General features: G+C 62.6%; 26 protein-coding genes, 1 tRNA gene and 1 pseudogene. 21 read left to right on the plus strand and 7 right to left on the minus strand.

Annotated elements, in window-relative coordinates:
- Positions 1–129: 129 nt before the first annotated feature.
- Together AB4Z51_RS29645 and AB4Z51_RS29650 are read left to right on the plus strand one after the other, a co-directional pair.
- The gene (locus AB4Z51_RS29645) at positions 130–996 is read left to right on the plus strand and encodes an isocitrate lyase/PEP mutase family protein (protein ID WP_135214915.1); all 867 of its coding nucleotides are present in this window, start codon (positions 130–132) and stop codon (positions 994–996) included.
- Positions 993–1,292, plus strand: coding sequence for an acylphosphatase (locus AB4Z51_RS29650; RefSeq protein WP_014494616.1), 300 nt, complete (start codon positions 993–995; stop codon positions 1,290–1,292). The genes AB4Z51_RS29645 and AB4Z51_RS29650 overlap by 4 nt, the downstream gene beginning before the upstream one ends.
- A 67-nt stretch (positions 1,293–1,359) precedes the next feature.
- Here the strand turns inward: AB4Z51_RS29650 and AB4Z51_RS29655 are convergent, their stop codons facing one another.
- Positions 1,360–2,880 (minus strand): PAS domain-containing sensor histidine kinase, encoded by a 1,521-nt coding sequence (locus AB4Z51_RS29655; protein ID WP_354113677.1) that lies wholly within the window; start codon positions 2,878–2,880, stop codon positions 1,360–1,362.
- Between the two features lie 151 nt (positions 2,881–3,031).
- Here AB4Z51_RS29655 and AB4Z51_RS29660 point away from each other — a divergent pair, with 151 nt between their 5' ends.
- The 4 genes and pseudogenes from AB4Z51_RS29660 (at position 3,032) to AB4Z51_RS29675 (ending at position 6,142) form a co-directional block, all read left to right on the plus strand.
- The gene (locus tag AB4Z51_RS29660) at positions 3,032–3,589 is read left to right on the plus strand and encodes a GbsR/MarR family transcriptional regulator (protein ID WP_135214913.1); all 558 of its coding nucleotides are present in this window, start codon (positions 3,032–3,034) and stop codon (positions 3,587–3,589) included.
- Between the two features lie 16 nt (positions 3,590–3,605).
- A complete protein-coding gene (locus AB4Z51_RS29665) occupies positions 3,606–4,271 on the plus strand; it encodes a DUF4166 domain-containing protein (protein ID WP_135214912.1) in 666 nt (221 codons plus the stop codon).
- Positions 4,268–5,704 (plus strand): annotated as a pseudogene (locus AB4Z51_RS29670) (TIGR01777 family oxidoreductase). Before AB4Z51_RS29665 ends, AB4Z51_RS29670 begins: the two are co-directional and overlap by 4 nt.
- Before the next feature lie 9 nt (positions 5,705–5,713).
- The gene (locus AB4Z51_RS29675) at positions 5,714–6,142 is read left to right on the plus strand and encodes a hypothetical protein (protein ID WP_135214911.1); all 429 of its coding nucleotides are present in this window, start codon (positions 5,714–5,716) and stop codon (positions 6,140–6,142) included.
- Between the two features lie 8 nt (positions 6,143–6,150).
- Here the strand turns inward: AB4Z51_RS29675 and AB4Z51_RS29680 are convergent, their stop codons facing one another.
- Complete coding sequence (locus AB4Z51_RS29680; RefSeq protein ID WP_135214910.1) at positions 6,151–7,002, minus strand: LysR family transcriptional regulator; 852 nt, start codon at positions 7,000–7,002, stop codon at positions 6,151–6,153.
- Positions 7,003–7,115: 113 nt separating this feature from the next.
- Here AB4Z51_RS29680 and AB4Z51_RS29685 point away from each other — a divergent pair, with 113 nt between their 5' ends.
- Entirely contained in the window at positions 7,116–7,538 is a 423-nt protein-coding gene (locus AB4Z51_RS29685; RefSeq protein ID WP_135214909.1) for a tautomerase family protein, read from the plus strand.
- A gap of 45 nt (positions 7,539–7,583) precedes the next feature.
- Here the strand turns inward: AB4Z51_RS29685 and AB4Z51_RS29690 are convergent, their stop codons facing one another.
- Both AB4Z51_RS29690 and lipB read right to left on the minus strand, forming a co-directional pair.
- The gene (locus AB4Z51_RS29690; protein ID WP_135214908.1) at positions 7,584–8,297 is read right to left on the minus strand and encodes a DNA helicase; all 714 of its coding nucleotides are present in this window, start codon (positions 8,295–8,297) and stop codon (positions 7,584–7,586) included.
- Positions 8,298–8,495: 198 nt separating this feature from the next.
- A complete protein-coding gene (lipB, locus tag AB4Z51_RS29695) occupies positions 8,496–9,233 on the minus strand; it encodes a lipoyl(octanoyl) transferase LipB (RefSeq protein ID WP_441498590.1) in 738 nt (245 codons plus the stop codon).
- Positions 9,234–9,315: 82 nt separating this feature from the next.
- Between lipB and AB4Z51_RS29700 the strand changes: the two genes are divergently transcribed.
- Together AB4Z51_RS29700 and AB4Z51_RS29705 are read left to right on the plus strand one after the other, a co-directional pair.
- Positions 9,316–9,558: a FliM/FliN family flagellar motor switch protein gene (locus AB4Z51_RS29700; RefSeq protein WP_015685538.1), complete on the plus strand. Its 243-nt coding sequence runs from the start codon at positions 9,316–9,318 to the stop codon at positions 9,556–9,558.
- A 180-nt stretch (positions 9,559–9,738) separates the two neighbouring features.
- Positions 9,739–9,823, plus strand: a tRNA-Leu gene (locus AB4Z51_RS29705).
- Positions 9,824–9,849: 26 nt separating this feature from the next.
- Here AB4Z51_RS29705 and AB4Z51_RS29710 read toward each other — a convergent pair.
- From AB4Z51_RS29710 to AB4Z51_RS29720, 3 genes are all read right to left on the minus strand, one after another.
- Positions 9,850–10,713, minus strand: a complete 864-nt coding sequence (locus AB4Z51_RS29710; protein ID WP_167768058.1) for a tyrosine-type recombinase/integrase — start codon at positions 10,711–10,713, stop codon at positions 9,850–9,852.
- A 115-nt stretch (positions 10,714–10,828) separates the two neighbouring features.
- Positions 10,829–11,308: a hypothetical protein gene (locus tag AB4Z51_RS29715; protein WP_167768057.1), complete on the minus strand. Its 480-nt coding sequence runs from the start codon at positions 11,306–11,308 to the stop codon at positions 10,829–10,831.
- Between the two features lie 1,016 nt (positions 11,309–12,324).
- Positions 12,325–13,128 (minus strand): DeoR/GlpR family DNA-binding transcription regulator, encoded by an 804-nt coding sequence (locus AB4Z51_RS29720; protein WP_135214905.1) that lies wholly within the window; start codon positions 13,126–13,128, stop codon positions 12,325–12,327.
- A gap of 252 nt (positions 13,129–13,380) precedes the next feature.
- Here AB4Z51_RS29720 and AB4Z51_RS29725 point away from each other — a divergent pair, with 252 nt between their 5' ends.
- The 12 genes from AB4Z51_RS29725 to AB4Z51_RS29780 all read left to right on the plus strand — a co-directional run bounded on the left by AB4Z51_RS29725 (position 13,381) and on the right by AB4Z51_RS29780 (position 25,311).
- Complete coding sequence (locus AB4Z51_RS29725) at positions 13,381–14,400, plus strand: ABC transporter ATP-binding protein (RefSeq protein ID WP_135214904.1); 1,020 nt, start codon at positions 13,381–13,383, stop codon at positions 14,398–14,400.
- Positions 14,401–14,465: 65 nt separating this feature from the next.
- Positions 14,466–15,725: an ABC transporter substrate-binding protein gene (locus tag AB4Z51_RS29730; protein WP_135214986.1), complete on the plus strand. Its 1,260-nt coding sequence runs from the start codon at positions 14,466–14,468 to the stop codon at positions 15,723–15,725.
- A gap of 46 nt (positions 15,726–15,771) precedes the next feature.
- A complete protein-coding gene (locus AB4Z51_RS29735) occupies positions 15,772–16,692 on the plus strand; it encodes a carbohydrate ABC transporter permease (RefSeq protein WP_039157426.1) in 921 nt (306 codons plus the stop codon).
- Positions 16,689–17,498 (plus strand): carbohydrate ABC transporter permease, encoded by an 810-nt coding sequence (locus AB4Z51_RS29740; RefSeq protein ID WP_441498591.1) that lies wholly within the window; start codon positions 16,689–16,691, stop codon positions 17,496–17,498. Before AB4Z51_RS29735 ends, AB4Z51_RS29740 begins: the two co-directional genes overlap by 4 nt.
- On the plus strand, positions 17,498–18,337 hold the full coding sequence (locus AB4Z51_RS29745) for an endonuclease/exonuclease/phosphatase family protein (RefSeq protein ID WP_135214902.1): 840 nt from the start codon (positions 17,498–17,500) through the stop codon (positions 18,335–18,337). The genes AB4Z51_RS29740 and AB4Z51_RS29745 overlap by 1 nt, the downstream gene beginning before the upstream one ends.
- 1 nt (position 18,338) lies before the next feature.
- Complete coding sequence (locus AB4Z51_RS29750) at positions 18,339–18,716, plus strand: NUDIX hydrolase (RefSeq protein ID WP_063982693.1); 378 nt, start codon at positions 18,339–18,341, stop codon at positions 18,714–18,716.
- A 211-nt stretch (positions 18,717–18,927) separates the two neighbouring features.
- Positions 18,928–20,247: an extracellular solute-binding protein gene (locus AB4Z51_RS29755; protein WP_039151995.1), complete on the plus strand. Its 1,320-nt coding sequence runs from the start codon at positions 18,928–18,930 to the stop codon at positions 20,245–20,247.
- A gap of 86 nt (positions 20,248–20,333) precedes the next feature.
- On the plus strand, positions 20,334–21,284 hold the full coding sequence (locus AB4Z51_RS29760; protein ID WP_063982694.1) for an ABC transporter permease subunit: 951 nt from the start codon (positions 20,334–20,336) through the stop codon (positions 21,282–21,284).
- Position 21,285: 1 nt separating this feature from the next.
- A complete protein-coding gene (locus tag AB4Z51_RS29765) occupies positions 21,286–22,206 on the plus strand; it encodes an ABC transporter permease subunit (RefSeq protein ID WP_135214901.1) in 921 nt (306 codons plus the stop codon).
- A gap of 9 nt (positions 22,207–22,215) precedes the next feature.
- Positions 22,216–22,977, plus strand: a complete 762-nt coding sequence (locus AB4Z51_RS29770; protein ID WP_039151988.1) for a glycerophosphodiester phosphodiesterase family protein — start codon at positions 22,216–22,218, stop codon at positions 22,975–22,977.
- Positions 22,974–24,509 carry an alkaline phosphatase D family protein gene (locus AB4Z51_RS29775; protein WP_135214900.1) on the plus strand — a complete coding sequence of 512 codons (1,536 nt, stop codon included), beginning with the start codon at positions 22,974–22,976 and terminating at the stop codon, positions 24,507–24,509. Before AB4Z51_RS29770 ends, AB4Z51_RS29775 begins: the two co-directional genes overlap by 4 nt.
- Before the next feature lies 1 nt (position 24,510).
- Positions 24,511–25,311 carry an inositol monophosphatase family protein gene (locus AB4Z51_RS29780; RefSeq protein ID WP_039151984.1) on the plus strand — a complete coding sequence of 267 codons (801 nt, stop codon included), beginning with the start codon at positions 24,511–24,513 and terminating at the stop codon, positions 25,309–25,311.
- Positions 25,312–25,323 lie beyond the last annotated feature (12 nt).

A 25,323-nucleotide genomic window follows, 5' to 3' on the forward strand; every position in this document is an offset into this window, starting at 1 on the left:
CACCAACACCGTCATTGCGAGCGCAGCGAAGCAATCCAGACTGCCTCTGCGGAAAGATTTTGGATTGCTTCGCTGCGCTCGCAATGACGGAGTATGTTGCGGCTGCGTCGCAACAGTTGAGAGGGCACCATGGCCTTTCGTTCCCGCCGCGAAAAACTGCGTTCGATCCTGACCGGCTCGGCCTGCGTTCATCCCGGCTCGGTCTATGACGCGATCTCCATCCGCATCGCCGAGGATCTCGGCTTTCCGCTCGGCATGTTCGGCGGCTCGGTGGCCTCGCTCGCGGTGCTCGGAGACCCCGATGTCACGCTGATCACACTCACCGAGCTTGCCGAGCAGATGCGGCGGATGTCGCGCGCGGCGACGCTGCCGGTGCTGGTCGATGCCGATCACGGCTATGGCAATGCGCTCAACGTGCGCCGCACGGTGCAGGAGCTGGAGACCGCGGGCGCCGCCGGTCTCACCATCGAGGACACGCTGTTGCCGGCCGCCTTTGGCGAGGCAAAGACACAGCTGATCTCGCTGGAAGAAGGCGTCGGCAAGATGAAGGCGGCGCTGGATGGCCGCAGCGATCCCTCGCTCGTCATCATGGGCCGCACTGGAGCTGCCTCGGTCATCTCGATCGAGGATGCGATCGGCCGCGCCAGGGCTTATGAGGCGACCGGCGTCGACGCGCTGTTCTTCACCGGCGTCAAGTCGCGCGCTGAGCTCGAAGCCATCGTAGCCGCGACGCATCTCCCCATCGTGCTCGGCGGCGCGCCGGACGAGTTGAACGCGATTGACTATCTCGCCAGCCAGCGCGTCCGCATCGCGCTTCAGGGCCACGCGCCGATCGCGGCTGCCATGCAGGCCGTCTACGAGACGCAGAAAGCGTTGCGCGAGGGCAGGCCGCCGAAGAACCTCACAGGCCTCCCGTCGCCGGACCTGACCAACCGCGTCATGCGTGAGACCGACGTCAAGGCGCGCAGCGCTGATTTTCTCGGGCTGAAAAAATGAGCCGGGCGATCCTCCAGGTCATGATCCGCGGCCGCGTGCAGGGCGTCGGCTATCGGGCCTGGGTCGAGTATCAGGCGACAACGAGTGGCCTCGAAGGCTGGGTTCGCAACCGCCGCGACGGCAGCGTGGAGGCGCTGTTCGCAGGCACACCGAAGCACGTCGCCGACATGGTCGCGCTGTGCCGCCATGGCCCGCCGTCATCGCGTGTGGATAGCGTGACGAGCGAGACGGCCGGTGCCGATGAGTTGAACCTGCGGAGGGCAGGGGAAGCGTTTTCGGTATTGCCGACGGTGTGAGAGTCACACCTCGCCCCGCAGCGGCGGTGCGCTCCCTCGCCCCGTTCCTACGGAGAGAGGTGAAAAATCACCGCGGCAACTTCGAGATCGCCTCGCTCAGTTCGTGGATCTCGTAGGGCTTGCGCAGGATCGGGAAGTCGCCGCGGACATCGGCGGCGGCTTCGCTGTAGCCGGTGGCGAGCAGGATCGGCAGGCCAGGGTGGATCTGGCGCAGATGATGGGCGAGGCCGAGCCCGTCCATCTTGCCGGGCATCACGATGTCGGTGAACACGAAGTCGACGCCGTTCTTCTCGAGCTCGCGCAAGGCGGACTCGGCGTCGGCAACCCGGTGCACGCGATAGCCGAGCTGCTCCAGCAATCCGATGCTGACGAGCGCGACGTCGGGATTGTCCTCGACCAGCAGCACGGTGCCGCTACCGGGAACCGGCACTGCTTCAGGGATATCGATTGGTGCGGTCGCGGTTTCGCGCGGCAGCAGGATGGTGAAGGTCGTGCCCTTGCCGAGCTCGCTTGCGACCCTGACCGTGCCGCCCGCCTGATGAGCGAAGCCGTGCACCTGCGACAGGCCGAGGCCGGTGCCTTTTCCGACGGGTTTGGTCGTGAAGAACGGTTCGAAGATCTTGTTGACGACGTCCGAGGGGATGCCAAGCCCGGTATCGGCGACGGTGATGGCGACGTACTCGCCGCTGTGGAGCGGATCGTTCAGGACGACGTTGCGTGCGCCGACCGTCACGGTACCGCCGTCGGGCATGGCGTCGCGAGCGTTGATGACGAGATTGAGCAGCGCCGTCTCGAGCTCGGAGACATCGGCCTTGACCGACCAGACCTCGCGGTCGATGTCGAAGGCGAGACGAACGGCGCTCCCGACGCCGGCGTGAAGCACTTCGCGGATCGCCTCGATGCGGTCGCCGAAGCGGATCGCCTGGGGATTGACGCTCTGCCGCCGCGCGAAGGTCAGGAGCTGGGCGGTCAGTGCGGCGCCGCGCTTGGTTGCGGTCTCGATCGCGGACATCGCGCGCTGAATCTTGGCCTCGTCCTCGTCGCGCTTCTTGAGGATGTGAAGGCTGCCGCTGATGATCATCAGGAGGTTGTTGAAGTCGTGCGCGACGCCGCCGGTGAGCTGCCCGAGCGCATCGAACTTCTGCGACTCGGCAAGCTGCCTCTGCATCGCTTCGAGCTTGAGCTGCGAATTGCGCCGCTCGGTGATGTCGCGGGTGATCTTGGCGAAGCCGACCAGGCTGCCGTGCTCGTAGATCGGATCGATGATGACGCTCGCCCAGAAGAACGTGCCATCCTTGCGAACGCGCCAGCCTTCCTCCTCGTAGCGACCGTGGTCCCGCGCGATGCCGAGGGCACGGGCGGGCTTGCCGTTGGCGCGGTCGGTCTCGGTGTAGAAGCGCGAGAAATGCTGGCCGACGATCTCTTCGGGCGAATAGCCCTTGATCCGCTCGCCGCCGATGTTCCAGCTCGTGATGATCCCGGTGGGATCGAGCATGTAGAGCGCGTAGTCCGCGACTCCTTCCACCAACAGCCGAAAACTGCGCTCGCTTTCGAACAAGTCTCTCTGTTGACTGGACTTTGTCGTCATTCTCAACCCGCCTGGAACCGGGGCAAACGCCCGGAAGGGTGTTTGGTTCCCGTTCTCTGGGCCGTTTTTAGGCAAATACGACGGACGGTATACAGGAGGCAAGCCGGCGAGCGCTCTTGACAATCAGTCGCGCTCGTCAGATATTTCTGTTATGACAGAAATAACCGGAAAGAAGAAACTGCCCGCCGCCGTCGAGTGCTTCATCCTGCATTGGGGCGACATGGGGGACGGGTGGGGCGTCAACCGCTCGGTCAGCCAGATCCACGGGCTGCTTTATCTCGCCGAGGCGCCGATGACGGCCGAGGACATCGCCGACACGCTCGGCATGGCGCGCTCCAACGTCTCGAACTCGCTGAAGGAGCTGCTCGCCTGGAATCTGATCCGGCGGGTGCCGATCCTCGGTGACCGCCGCGACCATTACGAGGCCGAGACCGACATCTGGGAGGTCGCCGCGAGAATCGCGGCACGGCGCAAGGAGCGGGAGCTCGATCCGGCGATCACGGCGCTCCGGGCCTGCGTGTCCGATGCGGCCGACGATCCCACCATCAATCCGGTCGCAGCCAAACGGCTGAAGGAGATGCTCGCCTTCACCGAGCTCGCCGACCACTGGTTCATGCAGATGCTGAAGGTGCCGCGACCGCGGCTGGTCGCCTTGATGCGGCTTGGCGAGAAGATCGCCAACCTGCTGCCGCTGGGCAAGGCCAAATAGCGTTGAGGAGGGTGCGATGACGTCGGCTCGATTATCAGGCTCCAGCGCATCTCCCTCAGCTCACGTCAAACTACTCGACGACCGCCGCTTCCGCGCGTTGCTGTCGGACGAGGATTGGGGCCGGCTGCCGCTCGCGACCTGGCGGCGCTTCTCGAAACGCGTCGCCGACGGCGACAGCGTCGTCTATCTCGGCGTGGTCGACGAGGTCAGCTTCAGCGAGATCGGCTGGTGGTTCGCGCAAGCCGCTCGCCTGATCGGCGGACCGCTGCCGACCGGCCGTGACACCGGTGTCCCCATGATCGTGACCGTCACCGAGGACGGCGCGACCGGCGGCCAGACCTGGACCCGCATCTGCACGCGCAAGCGCGGCTTTCCGCAAGTGATCCATTCCGCCAAGCGTTTTGCCGGCCCGACCGGGCTCGAGGAATATGTCGGCTTCGGCGTCTCGATGGCGCTCCGCATCGCGGTCGAGGGACAGGCGCTGACCTTCCGTAGTGCCGGTTACGGACTCCAGCTCGGACGCTTGTGGATCCCGCTGCCGCAATGGCTCACGCCCGGCGATCCCACGGTGACGCATAGCGATCTCGGCGAGGGCGCCTTTCGTTTCACCCTCGATGTCACTCACCCGCGTTACGGCGCGCTGATCCACCAGTCCGCCGTCTTCAGGGAGGCCGTATCATGACGCCGCTGTTGTGGACCCTCATCGCCATCCAGATCGTGATGGGCGTGTTCGACACCTTCTATCACCACGAATTCACCGAGCGCCTGGCTTAGCGCCCGTCGCAGCGTTTCGAGCTGAAGCTGCACGGCATCCGCAACATGCTCTATGCGCTGCTGTTCCTGCTGCTCGACTGGTTGGAGGTTTACGGCGTGCTGGCGATCMTGATCGTGGCAGTCCTGGTCGCCGAGATCGTCACTACGCTGATGGATTTCGTCGAGGAGGATCTGAGCCGCAAACTGCCGCCGAGCGAGCGGATCAACCACACGCTGCTCGCGATCAACTATGGCGCCATCCTGGTGCTGCTGCTGCCGGTGCTGATCGAATGGGCGATGCAGCCGTTCGGCGTGAGTGTCGTGTATCAGGGCCTGCTCAGCATCGCCGCCACTGCCTGCGCAGTCGGTGCAGCGCTCTGCGGCGTCAGGGACTTTGCCGCGATGCGCCGGCTCGGCCGCATGCGAAGCGTGCCCGCGCACGGGCTCGTCGAGAAGCTCCCCGGCCGCAAGACCGTGCTGATCACTGGCGCCACCGGCTTCATCGGCAGCCGCCTAGCGGCGAGCCTCAGCGGGGCAGGGCACGACGTCATCGCGCTGATCCGCAACCCCGCGAAGGCCGAGATGCTGCCGCCGCCGGTCACGCTGATCACCAGCCTTGATCAGCTCGCCGCGGACACGCCAATCGACGCCATCGTCAATCTCGCCGGCGAGCCGATCGGCAACGGCCTCTGGACCGAGGCGAAGCGCGCGAAAATTCTCGGCTCCCGCATCGACATGACCGGCGAGGTCGTAAATCTGATCGCGCGGCTCGAGCGCAAGCCGGAGGTCCTCGTCAACGGCTCTGCGATCGGCTGGTACGGCCTATGGGCCGACCAGGTGCTGACGGAATCGGCGAAGTCACATGCCTGCTTCAGCCACGAGCTGTGCGCGGCGTGGGAAAAGGCGGCGCGGCCGGCCGAGGAGCTTGGCGTCCGCGTGGTCTGTTTGCGCATCGGCCTCGTGCTGGGCACCGAAGGCGGCTTCATCACGCGCATGTTGACGCCGTTCGAGTTCGGCCTCGGCGGTCCGCTCGGCACCGGGCGGCAGTGGATGTCCTGGATCGAGCGCGACGATCTGATCCGGCTGATTGCCTATGTGATGGCGACGCCCGATCTCACTGGGCCCGTCAACGCCACCGCGCCGATCCCGGTCACCAACGCAAAGTTCACCGAAGGGCTCGGCCGCCGTCTGCACCGGCCCGCGGTGTTTCGTATCCCCGGCGGGTTGTTGCGCCGGATCGGCGGCGGCTTTGCCGACGAACTCCTGCTCGGCGGTCAGCGCGTGCTGCCGAACAAGGCGCTGAGCCGCGGCTTTGTCTTTCGGCACGAAACGCTTCGCAGCGCGTTCGAGGCGATCCTGTGAGGTGATGTCATGGCTTGCGAGACCTGCGCCCGGACGACACGAGGCTGGCTTGGCGGATGCCTGACGGCGACGGCCGTTATTCGGCTGTTCTTTCTGTTCATCCTGGCGTTGGCTAGTGCCAATCGCGTCACCCCAATGTCCCCGTGGGATTTTGTCTTCGCGATCTTGATCGGCGTGCCACTGATCTTGTTCTTCGTTTGCGTGCTCAGTGGCATTCCGTCGATTGCGGCAATCTGGCTGAGCGAACGGTTTTGTATCCGATCGCTCGCATTCTTTGTTCCTGCGGGCGGCTTGATCGGAGCCGCGAGCCAGATGGCGCTCTACCGGTCTTTCGCTTCATTCGCCGAACTGGGTTGGCTGTTCGTGGTCGCCGGCTGCTTCGCCGGGTTGGGTTATTGGTATGTCGCAGGCAGATTTGCCGGCACGGAAAAGGGGTGACTTGCGAGCTAAGCCGCCACGCTCCGGAACGTCGCAGCGACCGCGCGCAGCGCTGTCAGCTTGGCGGGATCGCTGACCTTCGAATGCAGCATCACCTTCGAGCTGCCGAGCTTCGGCAGCTTGTGCGCAGGCCCGACGTCGATCAGCCCGGGAGGCGCGATCCGGCGCGCGAGCGGCGCAATCGCGAGGCCAGCTAGCGCGGCCGCGACCACCGCGGTGACGCCGCCGCCGACAAAGCGTTCGCGCCAGGCGAGGCCGGCCTTGTCCAGCGCGCGGATGGCGACGGCGCGGACGCCGCAGGGCGGGGCGAGGGTTGCGAGCGGCAGCGGCTCACCCTTCGGCAGGGTGAAGCGTCGAGCGGCGAACCAGCCGAACTCATCCTCGGTCAGCTTCTCGCCGCCGCGGCGGCTGCCTTCCTGGCGGACGATCACGGCGTCCAATTCGCCCGCGTCATAGGCGTCCTGCATCTCGCGCGAGAAGCCGATGGTGACGGCGAGGGTTAGGTCGGACGACATCGCATGCAGGCGTTCGAGCAGCGGCACCAGCTCGGGGCCCGCGGCGTGATCGGAGATACCAAGCGAGAGCGACTGCGCGGCCGGGGCGTCGCCCGACAGCGCACTGTCATGCGCCTCCATCAGTGCGCGGGCGCGATCGAGGAACGCGGCGCCGTCGGCGGTGAGCCGGACCGCCCGCGGCGAGCGCTCGACGAGGCGTTTTCCCAGCAGTGCCTCCAGCCGCTGAAGCTTGAGGCTGACGGCGGCCTGCGTCGTGCCGAGTGCTTCGGCGGCGCGCGTAAAACTCTGGAGGTCGGCGACCAGCAGGAAGGCCTTGATGGTGGCGATGTCGAGTGTGGCTGTCATTATGAATGGTTATCACTGGTATCAACAGAGATAAGATACTAAAATGACGGAGCAAGGTCTACCTTCTCATCAACGCCGCGCAAACGCCGCGCAGCATCTTGAGGAGAACCACCATGCCCCTGATCACTGTGTCCTACACCGCCTCTCGCCAGTCGCCGTCGCTGAAGGCCGATATCGCCAACGCCGTGTCGGAGCTCACCGCAAAGATCCTGCACAAGGATCCCAGGGTGACCGCCATCATCGTGAAATCGGTCGACGCAGGCGACTGGTTCGCCGGCGGCAAGTCGCTCGCCGAGCAGAAACTGGCCAGCTATTGGATCGACATCCATGTCAGCGAAGGCACCAACACCAAGGACGAGAAGGCGGCCTATCTCGCCGCAATGTTCAAGCGCATGGCCGAGATTTTGGGCCCGCTGCATCCCGAGACGTATCTGCATGTCGACGAGGTCAAGGGCGACGCCTACGGCTTTGGCGGCCTGACCCAGGAGCGGCGCTACATTGCCGGCAAGCTCGAAGTTGCGTTGCAGGCAGCTTGAGGTCGCAAGCCGCGGGTGAAGAAACTCGCCCGCGGCCTGAAGCCATCAGCTCGCCGCGCGGAACTGGACTTCGGCGTTGTTGATGAAGCACGTCTTGTCGAACAGCTTGAGGTCCAGCGGGTTCGGCAGCCTGATATCGTCGAGGTCTGGGCACGGCTTGACCGACGGATCATAGGATCGATCGATCTGGGAGATGAAGACGACGATCAGCCCCGCGTTGCGCGCGAAGGATTTCAGTGCGCGCACCTGAACAGCGAGATCAGGATTTTCCCGCCTCTGGTCGAGCAGTTGCAGATAGTCGATCACCACGACCGTGCCACGAGGCGCCGCGGCCATTTGCTTGACGACGTAGTCGGCGCTGATGGCGTCGGAGCAGTCGATCTCGAACATCTCAGCGAATTGCGCGGGGTCCACGCCAATCGCCCGCAAGCGGTCGAATACGTCTTTCTCGGTGTATTCGAGCGAGAAGAACGCAGCGCGATGGCCCGACTTCATGGCCTCCACCGCGAGTTCGAGGCTCATCAGCGTCTTGCCCTGACCGGGGCGCGCGCCCACCAGCACCAGATCACCCGGCCGGAATTGCGGGAACAGGCGATTGGCGGGCGTCAGAGCGGCGGCCTTTGCCGCGAGCATGCTCCAGGCGGAAAACCCTTCCGTCGCAGCGATGCGGTCAAGCGCGTCGTGGAGCGGAATGCCTTCCTCGCGCGACAGGCGCCTGGCTCGTCGCTTCAGATGATAGATCGGCGCAGAGAGTCTCATCGTCAAAACCTCCCATTGCGAGCAGAAAGCGCAATCCCTCCTTATGCCTGGCGCTCGAACAGTCGGTCCGATGATCATTCGCCCGGCATGAAGTCTGCTTTCCCGGCGGAGGGGGGGAGGCGTGGGCGGCACCGGGATCGACCGTAGCCGATTCCGCGCCTGCGGAGAATGCGGGCGGTGTGTGTCCAACAGGAAACGCTAGACGGCCGCTTCCGCCACCAGCGCGCGGGTTGGCCCGAACAGCTCCTCGAACGCCTGGCGCAGCGCGACGTCGACATCGGCCATGGTCGCGAGCTTGCCGAGATCGACCAGCGAGGTGACGCCGTAGCGGGGATCGGCGACGCCGCAGGGCACGATGCCGGCGAAATGGGACAGCTCCGGCTCGACATTGATGGCGATGCCGTGGAACGAGACCCAGCGCTTCAGCCGCACGCCGATCRCCGCGATCTTGTCCTCGTGCTCGGGCCCCTTGTCGGGGCGCTTCACCCAGACGCCGACCCGGTCCTCGCACCGCTCGCCGCGGACATTGAAGGCGGCGAGCGTCCGCAGGATCAATTCCTCCAGGCTCGCGACATAGGCCCGGACGTCCGGCCGGCGCCGCTTGAGGTCGAGCATGATGTAGGCCACCCGCTGGCCGGGCCCGTGATAGGTGAGCTGCCCGCCGCGCCCGGTGGCAAAGGTCGGGAAGCGGGGATCGAGCAGGTCGGTTTCCTTGCCCGAGGTGCCGGAGGTGTAGAGCGGGGGGTGCTCGAGCAGCCAGACCAGCTCGGGCGCCTCGCCGGCGGCGATCTGGGCGACTCGCGCCTCCATGGCGGCCACGGCCTCCGGATAGGGCACCGGCGCGTCCGAGATTCGCCATTCCACGGGCTCGCCGGTGGAGGCGGAAAACGACGTCAAATCGAGGTCTTGGCGGGGGTTTTGAGGCGAATTAACCATTGGCTAACCATAACGTGGTGATCATCTGGGGAGCAAATGCCAAGTCCTTTGGCTTAAGTCCCAAGTTGCGGCGGTCCTGACAGTGCCCACTCTCGATAAAGTCACCGTGGATCTCATGGTCGTCCTCGGGACGACCACCATGCCGATCCATCAAGTATTACGTCTTTCCCGCGGCGCCATCATCGAACTGGACGCAACCGAGGCCGACGAGGTCAAGGTTCTCGCCAACAATCTGCCGGTCGCCTCGGGCGTCGTGCTGGTCGACCGCAACCGGATCGCGGTCGAGGTCAAGCAGATGCTGCCACGCACGACGGGGACGCGGTAGCGGCCCCGGGTACCCGGCGGGGCCGGGACACTCGATAGGGCCGATCCGGGCATGGGTCCGGATTTTTCCTGCCAAGCTTGTGGAATTCTGGGCCTTTGCAGGCTTGTACCCCTCTGATGGATTTGTTAGATCGGCGCCGTTGATCCGGCAGGCCTCAAGCCCTAAGCCGGCATCCCCAAAGCGCTCGTGGCGGAATTGGTAGACGCGCTGCCTTGAGGTGGCAGTGAGTAAAATCGTGGGGGTTCGAGTCCCTCCGAGCGCACCACAAACCCACCTTTCACGTTGAAATCATTAGACTTTTTTCCGAATGTTACCCGGGAAAGTTACCACTTCGTTCGCGCGCGACGTTCTCACGCTGTTAGTCTCCTGCCTGGGCACAAAATCATCAAGTGACTGGCCCCGATCGAACGTGACGATTTTCTCCATCCCGCTGATCCCGAGCCTTTCTCGATTCGCCTGAGCGATGTAGTGGGCGGGCATTTTGGGGTCGGTCCAGCCGAACATCGCCATCATCTGGCTCTCGGTGCAGTCGGCGTAGGCCGCGACTTCGGCTCTCGCCTTGCGGACGCCATGGCAGCTTTTCTTCGGCTCATTCACCCCGGCCAGGACCGCGAATTTTTTGAACTTGGCCGCCCATGCCTTCTTGTTCATCGGGAGAACCCGACCGCGGACGAGTTTGCCGGTGAATACCTCGGCGCCGACGATGTTTGCCGCGCGCGCTGCCCTCAGGCTCTCGGCGAACTCCGGATGGACGGGCACCGTTACGGTGGTATTGCCCCGGCTCTTGTCGGTGGCGATCTGCACTGCCATCTTCCGAACGATCTGCCGCAGGTGAGGTGGCCCAAAACGATGGGCATCTCCAAGCCGCAGGAATGTGTAGTGCAGGATGTCGAACATCAACCGGGCTTCGGTGCCCAGCGACCACCTCGCGCGGTAGCGGGCCATGTCGTCCTCGGTCCAGGGCAGAAAACCGCCAGTTTCGCGGCTCGCTTTTGCCTTGCCGGATTTCAGGCCGATGGTCGGATCGTCGTCTTCGTCGAGATGTCCCTCGTCGATCATCCAGCGGATCATGCCCCGAACCGCCGATAACAAGTTGCCCGCCTGCGACGGGGTACGCGCCTTCATCTCCGCCCTGATGACTTTGCGCGTCAGCACCGCAAACGGCTTCTCGCCATTCTCGGGCAGCAGCGACTCGATCAGTCCGGTACGCTGGAGTCGGGTCGATTCCGCAAGGCCCTCGTGACCGACACTGAGATCGCCGAGCCAGTGGTCACTTCGCTTGTAGCCGTTCCAGTACCAGCGCAGCGTACCGGGGCGTGCCGGCGTCTTCGGTGGAGCAGGGCGGTCCTCGTTGCGGCTTCTGCGCGTTGATGTAATCRCTCTCGTCGCCGTATAGCGCGATCTGGGCGGCAACCGCGGCATCCACCTCGTCGCCGAACTCAGTCGTGCCGTATGCAGCCTTGATCCGGATCTTCGGCAGCCGGTTGCGCAGTTGCACGTAGTACCTGACTTGACCACGTTGGCTTACGTCGACGTGCAGGTAGCGACGTTCCGGCTGGTCCGGCTTCGCCATGCCTTTGACGCGACGCATGCGCAGAACTCCCCCCAGTGCCGCAACGCCTGCCTCGTAGGCAGCGTCGAACGCTGGCGTTCCGTATTCCTCGGCGATCCCGATCCTTCGGCCCTTACTGCTGACTTTCACGTACCAGCGCAGTGAGCCGGACTCGGAATAGTTGAAATAGAGATACATCCGACGATCCCCGGCTGCGCGGGGGTCGCGTCGTTCCTTCCCAAGCATTGGCGTCTCCGTGGACCAATGCCTGGAGTCTAGCGATGCGGTGACTCCGCATCAATTGCATAAGGTGCGTTTCACCCGCTTTCGGTGCGCTTCAGGTGAAGCCGTAATGCTTCAGAAGGTGTCCATACCGGGTCAGTATCATCCACCGGTTGGGGACCTGAGGCACTCGTTGTTAGCGAGATCCGAATAGTGCCTTCTGCATCAACTATGACCGCGCTCGCGCCAGCTTCTTTAGCGGCGCGGATCGCGCGAGCAATATCTGCCTGTGTGACTTTGGCTGGTCGCCGCGGCATGACCATCTCCCGACTGCAATGTTAGCCGGCTTCTCGCCGTCCAGGATGGGTGACTGCGAAATCAAAAGTGGAGGAGGGAGCGTGCCGCGCGGCCTCATTTAACTGCGTCTATGACGTTCACTCTAGTGAAGCCAAAGAAAGTCTGGAGAACGATGGGCTAGCGGAAGAAGAAAAAGCTCTTTCGTGGGGCAATAAAGTCGAAAGCAAGGAAAGAGATCATTTTCTCTTGACCCATTCCTTGTGAGGGCACCGCGCAACCGTTTCACTGATGCAATAAGGGACTTGTAACGAGTCGCCGCGCGAAGATCGCGCCGAGCTGTAATGCCTTAATGTCGGTAGCCGCAACACGATCCGTTTTGAGAAGATCGTGCCGATCTGTGGTGAGGAACAGGCCCATCTTCAGCATTACCCGTCAATCGGACAGCCTCGGGCTTGTCATAGTTCGGGCGACGGCGCTCCTTGGAACGACTAGAACGAGACAGCTCGTCGCTCGCTTATCAGCGTCAGCAAAATCGGACACAGACCCTCCGACCTGCGTAAACGATCTGGTCGGCGTCAGCCGAGATGCGTAACTCTTCGCTGAACGGCGCTGTCAGGCGAAATGTCGAGAAGATCATGTTCAAGCCGGCTCAGTCCGGCGCGCATGCCATCGGCCCAGCCATATAGGAATTCGACTTAGCGAAGGACGCCCGCCGCATCGAGCGTGCGCGCGTCGTTCGCCGCGTGAATTAGACCGCCATATCTGTCGGCGATCGGCTGGAACGCCGCTGGCAACCGATCATTGATAACGAGATGATGGCAGTCGTCGAGGTGGCCGCCTCGAACTGTCGCATTGCGCCCAAACTTGGTGATGTCGGCCACCAGTACGACCGTTCGCGCGTTGGCCGCTATGGATTGCCGAGCTTTGACTTCATCGACATGGAAATCGAGCAGCGTCCCGTCCTGATCAACTCCGCCGACGCCGAATATCCCGAAATCGGCGCGAAAGCCCGAAAAGAAACGTGCGGCGGCTTCGCCGACGATATCGCGGTCGAGGGAGCGGAGCGTACCGCCCGCGATCGTGATTTCGACGTCTGGATTGTGTGCGAACGCCGCGGCGACGTTCAGGCTATTGGTGATCACTCTGAGATCGCCGCGGCGGGAGAGTGCCTGCGCGACATATTCGGGCGTCGTGCCGAGCCCGATCATCAGCGACGCGCCATCGGGAATAAGTTTCGCGGTCGCTTGCGCGATGCGCTGTTTGGCGTCGGCGTTCAATCCCTGCCTGCTGCCATAGGCGAGGTTCTGATTCTGGACGGGGAGGCTGACGCCGCCGTGGATCCGCCGGAGCAGCCCCTGGTCGCAGAGCGCATTTACGACGCGGCGAATGGTTTGCTGCGTCACGTCGAACCGCGTCGCAAGATGCTCGATCGAGGCGAAACCTTCGCCTCGCACAATCTCGAGAATGTGGGCCTGGCGTTCGGTGGTGGTGCTGAGCATGGGCTCTCCGTGCCCACCGAAAGTATCATTCGAACATGCTTGGCGCAAATTTCTATTTCATATGCTGTCATATTATGTTCATATGAACAAAATAATCGCTACGCCGATGAATGTTGCGTGGTCATGGGGAGAGACACGGATGGATCGGTCTGCGTGTCGTGACCGACCTTGCGCTGCTCCGCGCGAGCAGGACGCAACGCGTTTGCGCGGCGACATTTTGCACAGATCACCGCAATCGAGAGCGAATCGGCCATGTCGGCGATCACGCTGAGCCACGTCTCCAAGTTCTGGGGTGCGATGCGCGCTGTCGATGACGTCAGTCTGACGGCGGACGAGGGCTCGCTGCTGGTGCTGCTCGGGCCTTCCGGATGCGGCAAGTCCACTACGCTTCGCTTGATTGCGGGGCTCGAAGAAGCCGATGCGGGCACGATCACCATTGGCGGCGTCGACGTCACGCATCTCACCCCTGCGCAGCGGAAGATCTCCATGGTCTTCCAGTCCTATGCGCTGTTTCCGCATTTGAGCGTGGCCGAGAATATCGTGTTCGGCCTGCGCGTGCGGCGCGTATCGCGCGCCGAGCGGGACGAACGGCTCAAGCGTGTGGCCGACATCGTCGGGCTAAGCCATCTGCTTGAGCGCAAGCCTTCGCAATTGTCCGGCGGCCAGCGCCAGCGCGTGGCGCTAGGACGGGCGATCATCGCGGAAGCGCGGGTCTGTCTCATGGACGAACCGCTCTCGAATCTGGACGCCAAGCTGCGCCACGAGATGCGAACCGAGATCCGCGCGCTGCAGCAGCGCCTTGGCATGACCATGGTTTACGTGACCCATGACCAGACGGAAGCCATGACGATGGCCGACCGGGTCGTGCTGATACGCGACGGTCGCATCGAGCAGAATGGTTCGCCGGAGGAGCTCTACAACCGCCCCGCAACGGCGTTCACGGCGCGTTTCATCGGCACGCCGCCGATGAATCTCGTGCGGCAGGGCGATCGGCTCATCGGCATCCGGCCGGAGCACATCCGCATCGTCGCAGGCGGCGATCATGTCGTGCGCGTCAAGGCCGTCGAGCATCTCGGCGCGGACAGCATCGTACTGTGCGAGATTGATGGGCAGCCCATCTCGGTGCGGCTTGATGGTTTCAGCAAGGTTCAACCGGGCGAAAACGTCGGGATCGCGTGGGACGCGGGGCACGAACACCGGTTCGATTCCACCACGGAAGTCCGGCTGGAACACATTGTCAAAGAGGGGCGGCTGGCAGCCTCCGACCGTTGAGAGCGGTGGCTTTAGAACGGCCAAGACAGATAACGAAGGAGACCAAGATGTTTGCTCGACGCACGATGTTAATGGCAGCCGCGTTCGCTGCATTCTCCATGGGCGCCGTCAGCCCGGCGGCCGCGGTGGATCTGACGATGTACTATCCGGTTGCGGTCGGTGGGCCCGTCACCAAGATCGTCGACGACATGGTCTCGCGCTTCGAGAAGGACAATCCGGATATCAAGGTGACGGCGGTCTATGCCGGCAACTATACGGATACGATGACCAAGGCGATGACGGCGATGAAGGGCGGCCAGCCGCCGCAACTGTCGGTGTTGCTGTCCACCGACGTGTTCACGCTGATGGACGAGAACGCGATCGTGCCGCTCGACGGTCTCGTCAGTGACAAGGCCTGGTTCAAGGAATTCTATCCGGCCTTCATGGCCAACGGCCAGATCGACGGCAAGACCTGGAGCATCCCGTTTCAGCGCTCGACCATCGTGCTGTACTGGAACAAGGACGCCTTCAAGGAGGCCGGCCTTGATCCGGAGAAGGCACCGGCATCCTGGGACGAAATGGTCGAGATGTCGAAGAAGCTGATCAAGAAGGACAGCTCAGGAAACACCACGCGCTGGGGCGTCGAGATTCCCTCGACCGGCTACGGCTACTGGATGCTGCAGGCGCTGGCCATCGAGAATGGCCAGAAGATGATGAACGAGCCCGGCAACGAGGTCTACCTGACTGCGCCGAAGACTGTCGCCGCGCTTGATTACTGGGTCGACCTGTCGCGCAAGCACAATGTCATGCCGACGGGCAGCGTCGACTGGGCCACGCTGCGCACGGACTTTCTCGAAGGCAAGACGGCGATGATGTGGCATACCACCGGCAATCTGACTGCCGTCAAGGATGCCGCAAAATTCCCGTTTGGTGTGGCCATGCTTCCGGCCAAAGAGCAGCGCGGATCGCCGACCGGCGGCGGCAGCTTCTACATTTTCAAGAGCGCCTCGCCCGAGCAGCAGAAGGCGGCCGTCAAGTTCATCGAGTGGATGACTGCGCCCGACCGCGCGGCGGAATGGAGCATGAAGACCGGCTATGTCGCCGTGTCGCCTGCCGCCTACAAGACCAGTGCGATGCAGGACTATGCCAAGGGCTTCCCCCAGGCGACCGTCGCGCGCGATCAGCTCGAGCATGCGGTGCCCGAGCTCTCCGTCCACGAGAACGGCCGCATCTACAAATTCGTCAATGATGCCGTGCAGGCGGCGGTCACCGGCACGCAGAAGCCGCAGGAGGCGCTGGCCGCCGCCCAGCAGCAGGCCGATCGCGTCTTGCGAACCTACAAGTAAGGACAATGGTGGGATGGTGGTTCGCCGCCATCCCACCGCCTGGCGAATGACCGACACCGCCGTATCATCGCCGATTGCACCACGCCGCGCTGGATCGCAGGCGTGGTGGAATGCCGTAAACGCGTGGCTTTTGTTGTTGCCAGCGGCGGTGTTGCTGGTGGCGTTCACCCATTACCCGATCCTGGCGACGATCCGAAATTCGCTGTTCATCACGCGCCGCAACGGCACCGAGGTCTTTGTCGGCCTCGACAGCTATCAGGCCATGGCAGCCGACCCGATCTTCTGGAAGGCGCTGGTCAACAATTTCTGGTTCGCGCTCGGCACCATTCCCGCGTCAATCGCTCTGGCCTTGCTAATGGCGATCTGGGTCAATCGGAACATGCGCGGCCGCGGTTTCCTGCGTTTGGCCTATTTCACCCCGACGGTGCTGCCGATGATCGCCGTCGCCAACATCTGGCTGTTCTTCTACACCCCGGATTACGGCCTGCTCGATCAGTTGCGCGGCCTTTTCGGTCTCGGTGGTTGGAACTGGCTTGGCGATCCCTCGACGGTCATGAGCTGCCTGATCGTGATGGTGATCTGGAAGGAGGCCGGATTCTTCATGATCTTCTACCTCGCAGCCCTTCAGCAACTTTCACCAGACCTCGAGGAAGCTGCTTCCATCGAAGGTGCGGGCCGCTGGTACACCTTCCGCCGGATCACGTTTCCCTTGCTGATGCCGACCACGTTGTTCGTGGCGATTAACGCGGTGATCAACTCGTTCAAGCTGGTGGATCAGCTCGTCATCATGACCAAGGGTGGTCCGAATAACGCCAGCACGCTGCTGCTGTACTACATCTATGAAGTCGCATTCACGTTCCAGGATTCGTCCTACGCTGCGACGCTGACGGTGGTGCTCCTGGTGCTGCTGAGTGCCGTTGCACTGGTCAAGTTCGGTTATCTCGATCGCAGGATCCACTACCAATGAGAGGCCGGACACATCCCGTCGAGGCCGTCGCTGCCTGGGTCCTGGCTCTAATCTGGCTCGCGCCATTGGCCTATGCCTTCTGGAGCGCGCTGCATCCGGCCGCCTATGCGACGTCGTTCAGCCTCTCCGCGCCATGGACGCTGGAGAATTTTGCGCGCGCCTGGAAGCAGGCACCATTCGCCCGCTATTACCTCAACACGATTGTCCTTGTTACCCYGGTCCTGATCGGGCAGCTCATTCTCTCGACGCTCGCGGCCTATGCCTTTGCGCGCTTCAAGTTCAGGGGCAGCGGCATCGCATTCGCGCTCGTTCTGCTCCAGCTGATGATCATGCCCGACGTGCTGATCGTCGAGAATTATCGCGCGATTGCCAAGCTTGGTCTGCTGGACACAATTCCCGCGATTGCGCTGCCTTATCTCGCCAGCGCCTTTGGCATTTTCCTGCTGCGGCAGACCTTCAAAAGCGTCCCTCAGGAGCTGGTCGAGGCCGCCCGGGTCGAGGGCGCGGGGCCGCTGGGAATCCTGTGGCGGGTCTACGTGCCACTGGCACGTCCGACCTACTTAGCGTTCGGTCTCGTCTCGGTCAGCTACCACTGGAACAATTTTCTGTGGCCGCTGATCGTGACGAACTCGGTCGAGGCGCGGCCGCTTACCGTCGGCCTCGCGGTATTCGGCGCGCCGGAGACCGGCGTGGACTGGTCGGTCATCACCGCGGCAACGGTGATGACCATGGCGCCGCTGCTGATCGCGTTTCTGCTTTTCCAGCGGCAGTTCGTTCAATCCTTCATGCGTGCAGGCATTCGTTGATGCGCCTTCTTACCTGGAACATTCAATGCGGCAAGGGCTGCGACGGCGTGACCGATCTGGCGAGGATCGTCGCGATTGCCAGGGAAACGATGGATGCCGACGTCTTCTGTTTCCAGGAGGTAAGCTCGAATTTCGCCAAGTATGACGGGGGAGGTGATCAGAGCGCGGAGCTCGCCGCGCTGCTGCCGGGCCACCTGCCGATATTCCGGCCCGCGATCGAAACCGTCGATCAGGCCGGGCAGTTGCATCGCTTCGGCAACATGACCCTGTCGCGCCTGCCAGTCGTGCAGATCAACAACCACATCCTGCCGTGGCCGGGCGCGGGGAGCGTGCGCAGTATGCGGCGCCACGCGCTGGAGGTGACGGTTCAGGCCTCCTTCCGCGCTCTACGTATCGTCAACACGCATCTCGAATATCATTCGGTCGCGCAGCGCGAGGCGCAGATCACGCGTCTGCTCGACTTGCAGGAGGACGCGTCGACCGGTCCGAAGGCGCCCACCAGACAGCCCGACGAGCCCTATGAAAGCCAGACGGTTGCGGCATCGAGCCTGATGTGCGGCGATTTCAATTTTGACGTCACCGATCCGCAGCACGCGATGATTGACCGGTCCATCCGGCCCGGCCTCAACTATCGCGATGCCTGGACAGCTGGTCGGCCCGGCGTGCCGCGATCTCCAACCTGCGGGCTGTATGATCACGCGCAATGGACAGATGGCCCCGATTGCCGCGACTTCATCTTCGTGACGGAAGATCTGGTTGATCGAATCAGGCACGTGGACGTCAATGGCCAGACCGATGCGTCCGATCATCAACCGGTTCTGATCGAGTTGGCTGACTGAAATGACAAAGTCTTCAAAACTGGTTGCGGCGAAGAAAGGGCGGATCCTGCTCGTCAGGCGACGGCGTGACAAGCTCTGGATGTTTCCGGGCGGCCGTAAGCAAGACGGGGAAAGTGAAAGGAAGTGCCTTCACCGTGAAATCCGCGAAGAGTTGCCCAAGCTCAAACTTGGCGAGCTCAAGCTGTGGAAGGAGGTGAAAGGCAAGAACCGGGAGACCGGTCGAAGGATGAGCGACGCCATCTTCGTCGCAAAGAAAGCCTCAGGTCCATTGAAGATCGGTGACAAGAAAGAGATCGACAAGGTTGCCTGGCGAAAGCCGCGCGGGATCCGACTTACGGCGACCTCGCGCTACATTCGGGACAAGCTGTTCCCAAAATAAATCATTTGTGGTGCGACAGAATAGCTTGTCGGCGGCCATAGCCTGGCCGCCTTCGGCTGAAGGCGCGCGCCTAACCCGCGGATGGCGCGTGTGCGGTGAAACAAATCTGCCCCCTTTCATCGCGCCGGGACATATGTCATTGTATAAATACAAATGCTCAATGGGCGTCGAGGCCGGCCAGCTGACCGAGCTTTGACAGGGAGGACCAACCATGAAACGCGCTATTTTCATCGCCGTTTTGTTTACGGTTTTGGCGTTGGCCCCCTCGGCGAAAGCTGCGCGGATAGAGGTGCAGTGGTGGCACGCGATGAGTGGTGTACTGGGTGATCGGCTCAACGAGCTCGTTGAGAGGTTTAACAAGTCGCAGGACAAGTACACGGTCGTCGCGGTCGCCAAGGGCAATTACGATGAGGTAACCAATGGCGTCATCGCCGCCTACCGCGCCAAGCGGCCGCCGGAAATGGTTCAGATCGCCGAGCGTGGCTACCTTACCATGTTGTTGTCGGAGGCGGTCGTACCAGTGCAGGACCTCCTGGAGAAGCAGGGCTACAAGATCGATTCCGCCGACTTCATCAAACCGGTGGCGAGCTTCTGGAGCTACAAGGGGCGGATGTCGGCCCTGCCGTTCAACTCATCCACGCCGATATTCTGGTACAATAAGGATCATTTCCAGAAGGCGGGTTTCGACAAGCCGGCTGGCACCTGGCAGGAGCTGGAAAAGCAGCTCTACGCCATCAAGGCTAAGGGCATCAGCGAGTGCGGCACCGTACTGCCCGGCGATTTTTACTGGAGCCTCTTGGAGAACTACAGCGCCATCAACAATCAGCCGTACGGCACGCTTGCCAACGGCTTTGACGGGCTTGGCACGGAGTTCGTCTACAACAAAACCAAAGTGGTCTCCCAAGTCGCGCGCCTGAAGAAATGGCTCGACGACGGCATCATGCAAATTGCGGGGCAGGGCTTCAGCCCCGAGCAATTGTTCACATCCGGCCGGTGTTCGACATTCGTCAACTCGACCGCGTCGCACGGCAATATCGAGCGTAACGCTACCATCAACTGGAGCGCTACGTTCCTGCCGCATGAGAGCGACATCAATCCGCCGCTCAACAGCACCATCGGCGGCGGCGCGATCTGGGTGATGAAGGGCCATACGCTGGAGCGTTACGAGGCAGTGGCGGCCTTCCTCAATTTCATTGCCCAGCCGGAGACACAGGTGTGGTGGCATGGCGCGACCGGCTACGTTCCCGCGACCAATCGCGCCTACGAGTTGGCGCGCGAGCGAGGCTATTACAAGGACCATCCGACTCGAGAGATTGCCGTGCTACAATTATCGCGCGGTACACCCAACGAGAACTCACGCGGCTTCCGTTTCGGCAATTTCGTGCAGACCATGCTAGCGCAGCAAAAGGAGGTGGAGGCGGTCTTTGCGGGCCAGAAGCAACCACAGCAGGCGATGGACGACGCGGTCAAGCGCGGCAATGAGATCCTCCGTCAGTTCGAGAAGCTCAATGCGGGGAAAAATCTCGAGTGACTTCTGGCGGCGTACGTTCATCAACGACATGGCATGACGTGGCTGGGCAGGCACGATCGCGTTCCGCGGGGGCCGCCGAGCCGACGTTGCGCGGCTCCGACCCGGCATCCGCGCGCCGCAAGAAAGCGCGGCGCGCGCACGAGCCCGGGTTAAAGCGGGCGAATTTTGGCGAGGGGCCGGGCCTTCCAACCTTGCTGCTGCTGCCGCAATTCTTGATCCTGCTGTTCTTCTTCTTCATCCCGTCACTGCGGGCGCTGACGCAATCGGTTCTGCTCGCTGATCCCTTTGGTACAACAGTCCAGTTCGTTTGGTTTGATAATTTCAAGGCGTTGTTCGCCAGCGACGACTACCGCCAGTCGATGTGGGTGACATTTCAGTTCACCGTCGGGCAGAACTTGCTAACGCTGCTGGTGGCACTGGTGCTCGCCTTTGCCACCGACCGCATCATTCGCGGCCGCCCGATCTATCGCACTATTATTCTTTTGCCCTATGCGATTGCACCTGCAATCGCCGGCATTCTCTGGGCCTTTCTGTTCAATCCGGCGGTCGGCCCACTCGCTCAGATCCTGCATGCGCTTGGGATCGCCTGGGACCCGAACCTCAATCCAAACCATGCGCTGATTCTGGTGACGCTCGCCGCCTCCTGGAAGCATATCTGCTACGATTACATTTTCCTGGTTGTGGGGTTGCTCGCTGTACCGGTATCGCTGATGGAGGCCGCGGCGGTCGACGGCGCCGGACCGATCCGGCGCTTTGTCTCGATCGGTTTGCCGATGCTCGGACCGACCGTGTTCTTTCTCGCCGTGATGAACTTCATTTACGGCTTCTTCGAAACCTTCGCCATCATCGATGCCGTCACCAAAGGTGGACCGGCGGGCGCCACCAATATCCTCGTCTACAAGGTCTTTGTCGACGGCTTCGTCAATCTTGACCTCGGTTCCTCTGCGGCGCAGTCGGTGCTGTTGATGAGCTTTGCGCTGCTTTGCACGCTGCTGCAGTTTCGCTATTTCGACCGCAAGGTCAATTACGGGGTCTGAGATGGTCGAGCGTGCACCTGTCCTCAACTTCGTCTGCCACGCGATACTCATCGCTGGCGCGTTGATGGTGTGCGTGCCACTCTATTTCGCCTTTGTTGCGGGTTCGCTCTCGATCAGTGAAGTACAAAAGGTGCCGCTGCCCTGGCTGCCGGGCGATCAGTTCCTCGCAAATCTGCAGGTGGCTTGGGCGAAAGCGAATTTCAGCCGCACTTTCGTCAATTCGGTGGTGGTGGCGCTCGGCATCACCGCCGGCAAAATCGCGGTGTCCTTGCTTTCGGCTTTCGCCATCACCTATTTCCGCTTCCGCTTCCGGATGTTGGCGTTCTGGCTGATCTTCGTCTCGCTGATGTTGCCAATCGAGGTGCGGATCGTGCCGACCTTTGAGGCGGTGGCCAACGCGGCGCTGCCGCTGCAATGGCTCGCTGATACCTTGCATCTTTCCGATCTCTGGCGCTGGATCAGCGGCCACGACATCACGATCGCGCTCGAATGGAATATGGTCAACACCTATCCAGGCCTGATCTTGCCGCTGATTGCCTCGGCGACCGCAACGTTTCTGTTTCGCCAGTTCTTCCTGACCGTGCCCGACGAGCTCTGCGAGGCCGCGACGCTCGACGGTGCCTCGCCGTTGCGCTTCTTCTGGAGCATCCTGCTGCCGCTCTCGGTTCCGAACATGGTGGCGCTCGCGATCATTCTGTTCCTGTTCGGCTGGAATCAATATCTTTGGCCGCTCCTGTTCACGACCGACAAGGACATGGCGACCGCGGTCATTGCCCTGAAGAACCTGATCCCGCACTCCGACAGCGAGCCGGCCTGGAACGTCGCCATGAGCGGCGCGCTCCTGACCATGCTGCCGCCGACACTGGTAATCCTGCTATTGCAGCGCTGGTTCCTCAAAGGCCTCGTCGATAGCAGCAAGTGAGGAGATAAAATGGTCTTCATCGCCGGACATCGGGGCGGACGCGATCTGTGGCCCGAGAACAGCCTGCTCGGCTTCCGCAAGCTGTGCGACGTTGACGTCGACGCGGTCGAGTTCGACGTCCACCAGAGCTCGGACGGTGGCATCGTTGTGATCCACGATCCCGTGCTCGACCGCACCACGCATGATTCCGGTCCGGTCGGCGAGCGCAGCCTGAACCGGCTGACCTCGACGCGGCTACGCGACGCCGGTGACGAGTGCATCCCGACGCTGTCTTCCGTGCTCGATATCTATGCTTCGACCTCGCTCGAACTGCATATCGAGATCAAGACCGACGCGTTGGGTAACGCCTACCGCGGACTCGAGGCTAAGATTATCGAGGAGATCCGGCGGCGCGATCTTGAGCGACGGACGGTCATCACCTGCTTCGTCCCCGAGGTGGTCGAGACAGTGCGACGGCTGTCGCCGGACGCGCGCGTGCTGGTGTCGCTCGACCGCCGCTCGGCGGAGATCATGGGCGGGATTAGGCCGGCGCTGGAGCGGCTTGCGAAAATCCGCGATTGCATCGTGGCGATTGAGAAGGCGCTGCTGACGCCGGCATTGCCGCTGGCGCTGGACATCCTAGGTACGGCCAGGCTCGGTGCGTGGGTCACCAATACGCCGGAGGATATCGGCTACTGGCTGGCGCAGCCCGTGCGGCAGATCACGACCGACCGGCCGGATCTCGCCGTCGATATCAGGCGCAAGCGCGTGGCAGTTCCCGCCGCGTCATGACGGGAATTCCGCGCCGGCATTTTCTCGTTGGATCGCTGGCGGGCGTCGCGTTTGCGGCTCCCTTCGGGATCGTGCGTGGCGCACCTGTCACCTTCAGTTCCGATCCCTATACGCTCGGAGTCGCCTCCGGCTGCCCGCGCGAGGACCGTGTCATGCTGTGGACGCGACTGGCGCCGCACCCCCTCGAAGAGGGTGGCATGCCCGATACCTCGGTCGAGGTCGAATGGCAGGTGGCCGAGGACGAGAAGTTCTCACGCATCGTTGCGCGTGGCGCCGAGCGCGCGATGTCAGAACTCGCGCATTCCGTCCATGCCGAGGTGAGGGGACTGCAGCCCGATCGGGTCTACTGGTATCGGTTCCGCGCCGGCACGGCGGTCAGCCCAGTAGGGCGCACTCGTACGGCGCCTGCCGGGCACAAGGCGCGCCTCCGTTTCGCCTTCGCCTCCTGCCAGCAATACGAGCAGGGTTTTTTCAGCGCGTATCGTGACATGGCCACGCGCGATCTCGATCTGGTCGTGCACCTAGGTGATTATATCTACGAACGATCCTGGGGGGCACGGCATGTGCGCGAGCACGACGTCGGAATTCCGAGGACGCTAGCCGAGTACCGTAATCGTTATGCGCTTTACAAGGGCGATGCCGATCTGCAGGCGGCTCACGCGGCCTTTCCGTTTCTGTCGATCTGGGATGATCACGAGGTCACCGACGATTACGCGAATGACCGGTCCTACACGGTGCGCGAGGCCGTCCGGTTCCTGAGGACCCGTGCTGCTGCGTACCAGGCCTATTACGAGCACATGCCACTGCCGGCCTCGGCGCGGCCGCGCGGACCGGATGCGACGATCTACGCGCATTACCGGTTCGGCGACGTAATGGACGTGTTGTTGCTCGACGACCGGCAGTACCGGTCGGCCCCTGCCTGTGTAAACGGCGGACGGCCGACCTGGACCCCACCTTGTTCGGAGCGGGTCGAAGAAGCGCGCACCATGCTGGGGCAGGCTCAGGAAAGATGGTTCGATAGTCGCCTTTCTGATTGCCGTGCGTGCTGGACCGTCGTCGCGCAGCAGACCTTGATGGCTGAGGACCGGCGCCGCGCTGACGACGGTGACCGCTACTGGATGGATGGCTGGGACGGTTATCCCAGCGCCCGCCGGCGGCTGGTCGATGCGCTCGTCGCGCACAAGACGCGCAACCCGATCGTGATCGGCGGTGATCGACATGCCTTTTTCGCCGGCAGCATGAAGCGCGATTTCACCCGCCCCGAGGAGCCGACGGTCGCGACCGAATTCGTCGGTACGTCCATCACCTCGGAAGGGCCGGGCGAGACAACGACACACAAGGCGCTCGCGGATAATCCAAGTCTTGCTTTTGCGCGCGGCGACAAGCGCGGCTATGCCACGGTCGAAATCGACGAGAAGACCTGCACGGTGGGTTTCGAGGCAGTCGACGACGTCAAGGATATCAAGAGCGGCGTGCGGCGACTCGCGACCTTTGTGGTCGAGGACGGAACGCGAGGAGCAAAGGCAATCTGAAATGGCTGTCGAATCCGAATTGATGGCATTGATGCACGGTGCCGAGCCAGTTGTAATCCGGGCGGCCGCGACGCTGGTCGAGATGCAGCACGGTCCACGCGCGACGACGCGCAAGGAACTGCGCGATATCGTCACCGACGCCGATCTAGCGGCAGAAAAGATCGTGATTGACGGGCTCCGGGCGCTGACGCCCCGCTCGGCAATCCTGTCGGAGGAGGCAGGCTTTAGCGGCAACGCAAAGGCGTCGCGCTGGATCATCGATCCCCTCGACGGTACCATAAACTACGCAGCCGGCTTGCCGTGGTTTTCGGTCAGCGCGGCCTATCACGACGGTGGGGAGGCGCTGGTCGGGTTAGTCGAGTCGCCGCTGTCTGGTATTAGCGGCCGTTATGTGCGTGGTGCGCTTGCGACCATCAATGGCGAGCCAGCGGGAGTGTCGGAAACACGGTCGCTGTCCGATGCGGTCGTATCAGTCATCCTCACCTCGCATTTTCAGCCCGACGAAGTGCGGGCCGCCGCGGCCATCATCGAGCGGCTCGGTTCGGTCGTCCGGGGCGTCCGCATTGTTGTTTCCGGTGCGCTCGAAATGGCCTGGATCGCGGCCGGCCGGCTCGACGCATTCGTCTCGCTCAAGTCAGATCTCGTCTCGCATGCCGCGGCCATGCCGCTGCTGCGCGCGGCAAATGGGCGCGTGACGACGATCGCAGGTGTCGATTCTCAATTTGACGATTTGCAGAAGATTGCCACAAATGGTCACATTCACGATGAGCTTCTGACTTTGCTCCAGGAGATTGCGCTTTGAGTGACCAGACTG

Source organism: Bradyrhizobium sp. 2TAF36 (assembly GCF_052114925.1).
GTDB classification, from domain to species: domain Bacteria; phylum Pseudomonadota; class Alphaproteobacteria; order Rhizobiales; family Xanthobacteraceae; genus Bradyrhizobium; species Bradyrhizobium barranii.

Coding starts and splice junctions, on each gene's coding strand:
- AB4Z51_RS29650 (WP_014494616.1), top strand. CDS start 993: ATGAGCCGGGCGATCCTCCAGGTCATGATCCGCGGCCGCGTGCAGGGC.
- AB4Z51_RS29725 (WP_135214904.1), top strand. CDS start 13,381: ATGTCGGCGATCACGCTGAGCCACGTCTCCAAGTTCTGGGGTGCGATG.
- AB4Z51_RS29675 (WP_135214911.1), top strand. CDS start 5,714: ATGGCTTGCGAGACCTGCGCCCGGACGACACGAGGCTGGCTTGGCGGA.
- AB4Z51_RS29770 (WP_039151988.1), top strand. CDS start 22,216: ATGGTCTTCATCGCCGGACATCGGGGCGGACGCGATCTGTGGCCCGAG.
- AB4Z51_RS29765 (WP_135214901.1), top strand. CDS start 21,286: ATGGTCGAGCGTGCACCTGTCCTCAACTTCGTCTGCCACGCGATACTC.
- AB4Z51_RS29660 (WP_135214913.1), top strand. CDS start 3,032: ATGACAGAAATAACCGGAAAGAAGAAACTGCCCGCCGCCGTCGAGTGC.
- AB4Z51_RS29720 (WP_135214905.1), bottom strand. CDS start 13,128: ATGCTCAGCACCACCACCGAACGCCAGGCCCACATTCTCGAGATTGTG.
- AB4Z51_RS29750 (WP_063982693.1), top strand. CDS start 18,339: ATGACAAAGTCTTCAAAACTGGTTGCGGCGAAGAAAGGGCGGATCCTG.
- AB4Z51_RS29665 (WP_135214912.1), top strand. CDS start 3,606: ATGACGTCGGCTCGATTATCAGGCTCCAGCGCATCTCCCTCAGCTCAC.
- AB4Z51_RS29645 (WP_135214915.1), top strand. CDS start 130: ATGGCCTTTCGTTCCCGCCGCGAAAAACTGCGTTCGATCCTGACCGGC.
- AB4Z51_RS29685 (WP_135214909.1), top strand. CDS start 7,116: ATGCCCCTGATCACTGTGTCCTACACCGCCTCTCGCCAGTCGCCGTCG.
- AB4Z51_RS29745 (WP_135214902.1), top strand. CDS start 17,498: ATGCGCCTTCTTACCTGGAACATTCAATGCGGCAAGGGCTGCGACGGC.
- AB4Z51_RS29775 (WP_135214900.1), top strand. CDS start 22,974: ATGACGGGAATTCCGCGCCGGCATTTTCTCGTTGGATCGCTGGCGGGC.
- AB4Z51_RS29780 (WP_039151984.1), top strand. CDS start 24,511: ATGGCTGTCGAATCCGAATTGATGGCATTGATGCACGGTGCCGAGCCA.
- AB4Z51_RS29730 (WP_135214986.1), top strand. CDS start 14,466: ATGTTAATGGCAGCCGCGTTCGCTGCATTCTCCATGGGCGCCGTCAGC.
- AB4Z51_RS29655 (WP_354113677.1), bottom strand. CDS start 2,880: ATGACGACAAAGTCCAGTCAACAGAGAGACTTGTTCGAAAGCGAGCGC.
- AB4Z51_RS29755 (WP_039151995.1), top strand. CDS start 18,928: ATGAAACGCGCTATTTTCATCGCCGTTTTGTTTACGGTTTTGGCGTTG.
- AB4Z51_RS29680 (WP_135214910.1), bottom strand. CDS start 7,002: ATGACAGCCACACTCGACATCGCCACCATCAAGGCCTTCCTGCTGGTC.
- AB4Z51_RS29735 (WP_039157426.1), top strand. CDS start 15,772: ATGACCGACACCGCCGTATCATCGCCGATTGCACCACGCCGCGCTGGA.
- AB4Z51_RS29690 (WP_135214908.1), bottom strand. CDS start 8,297: ATGAGACTCTCTGCGCCGATCTATCATCTGAAGCGACGAGCCAGGCGC.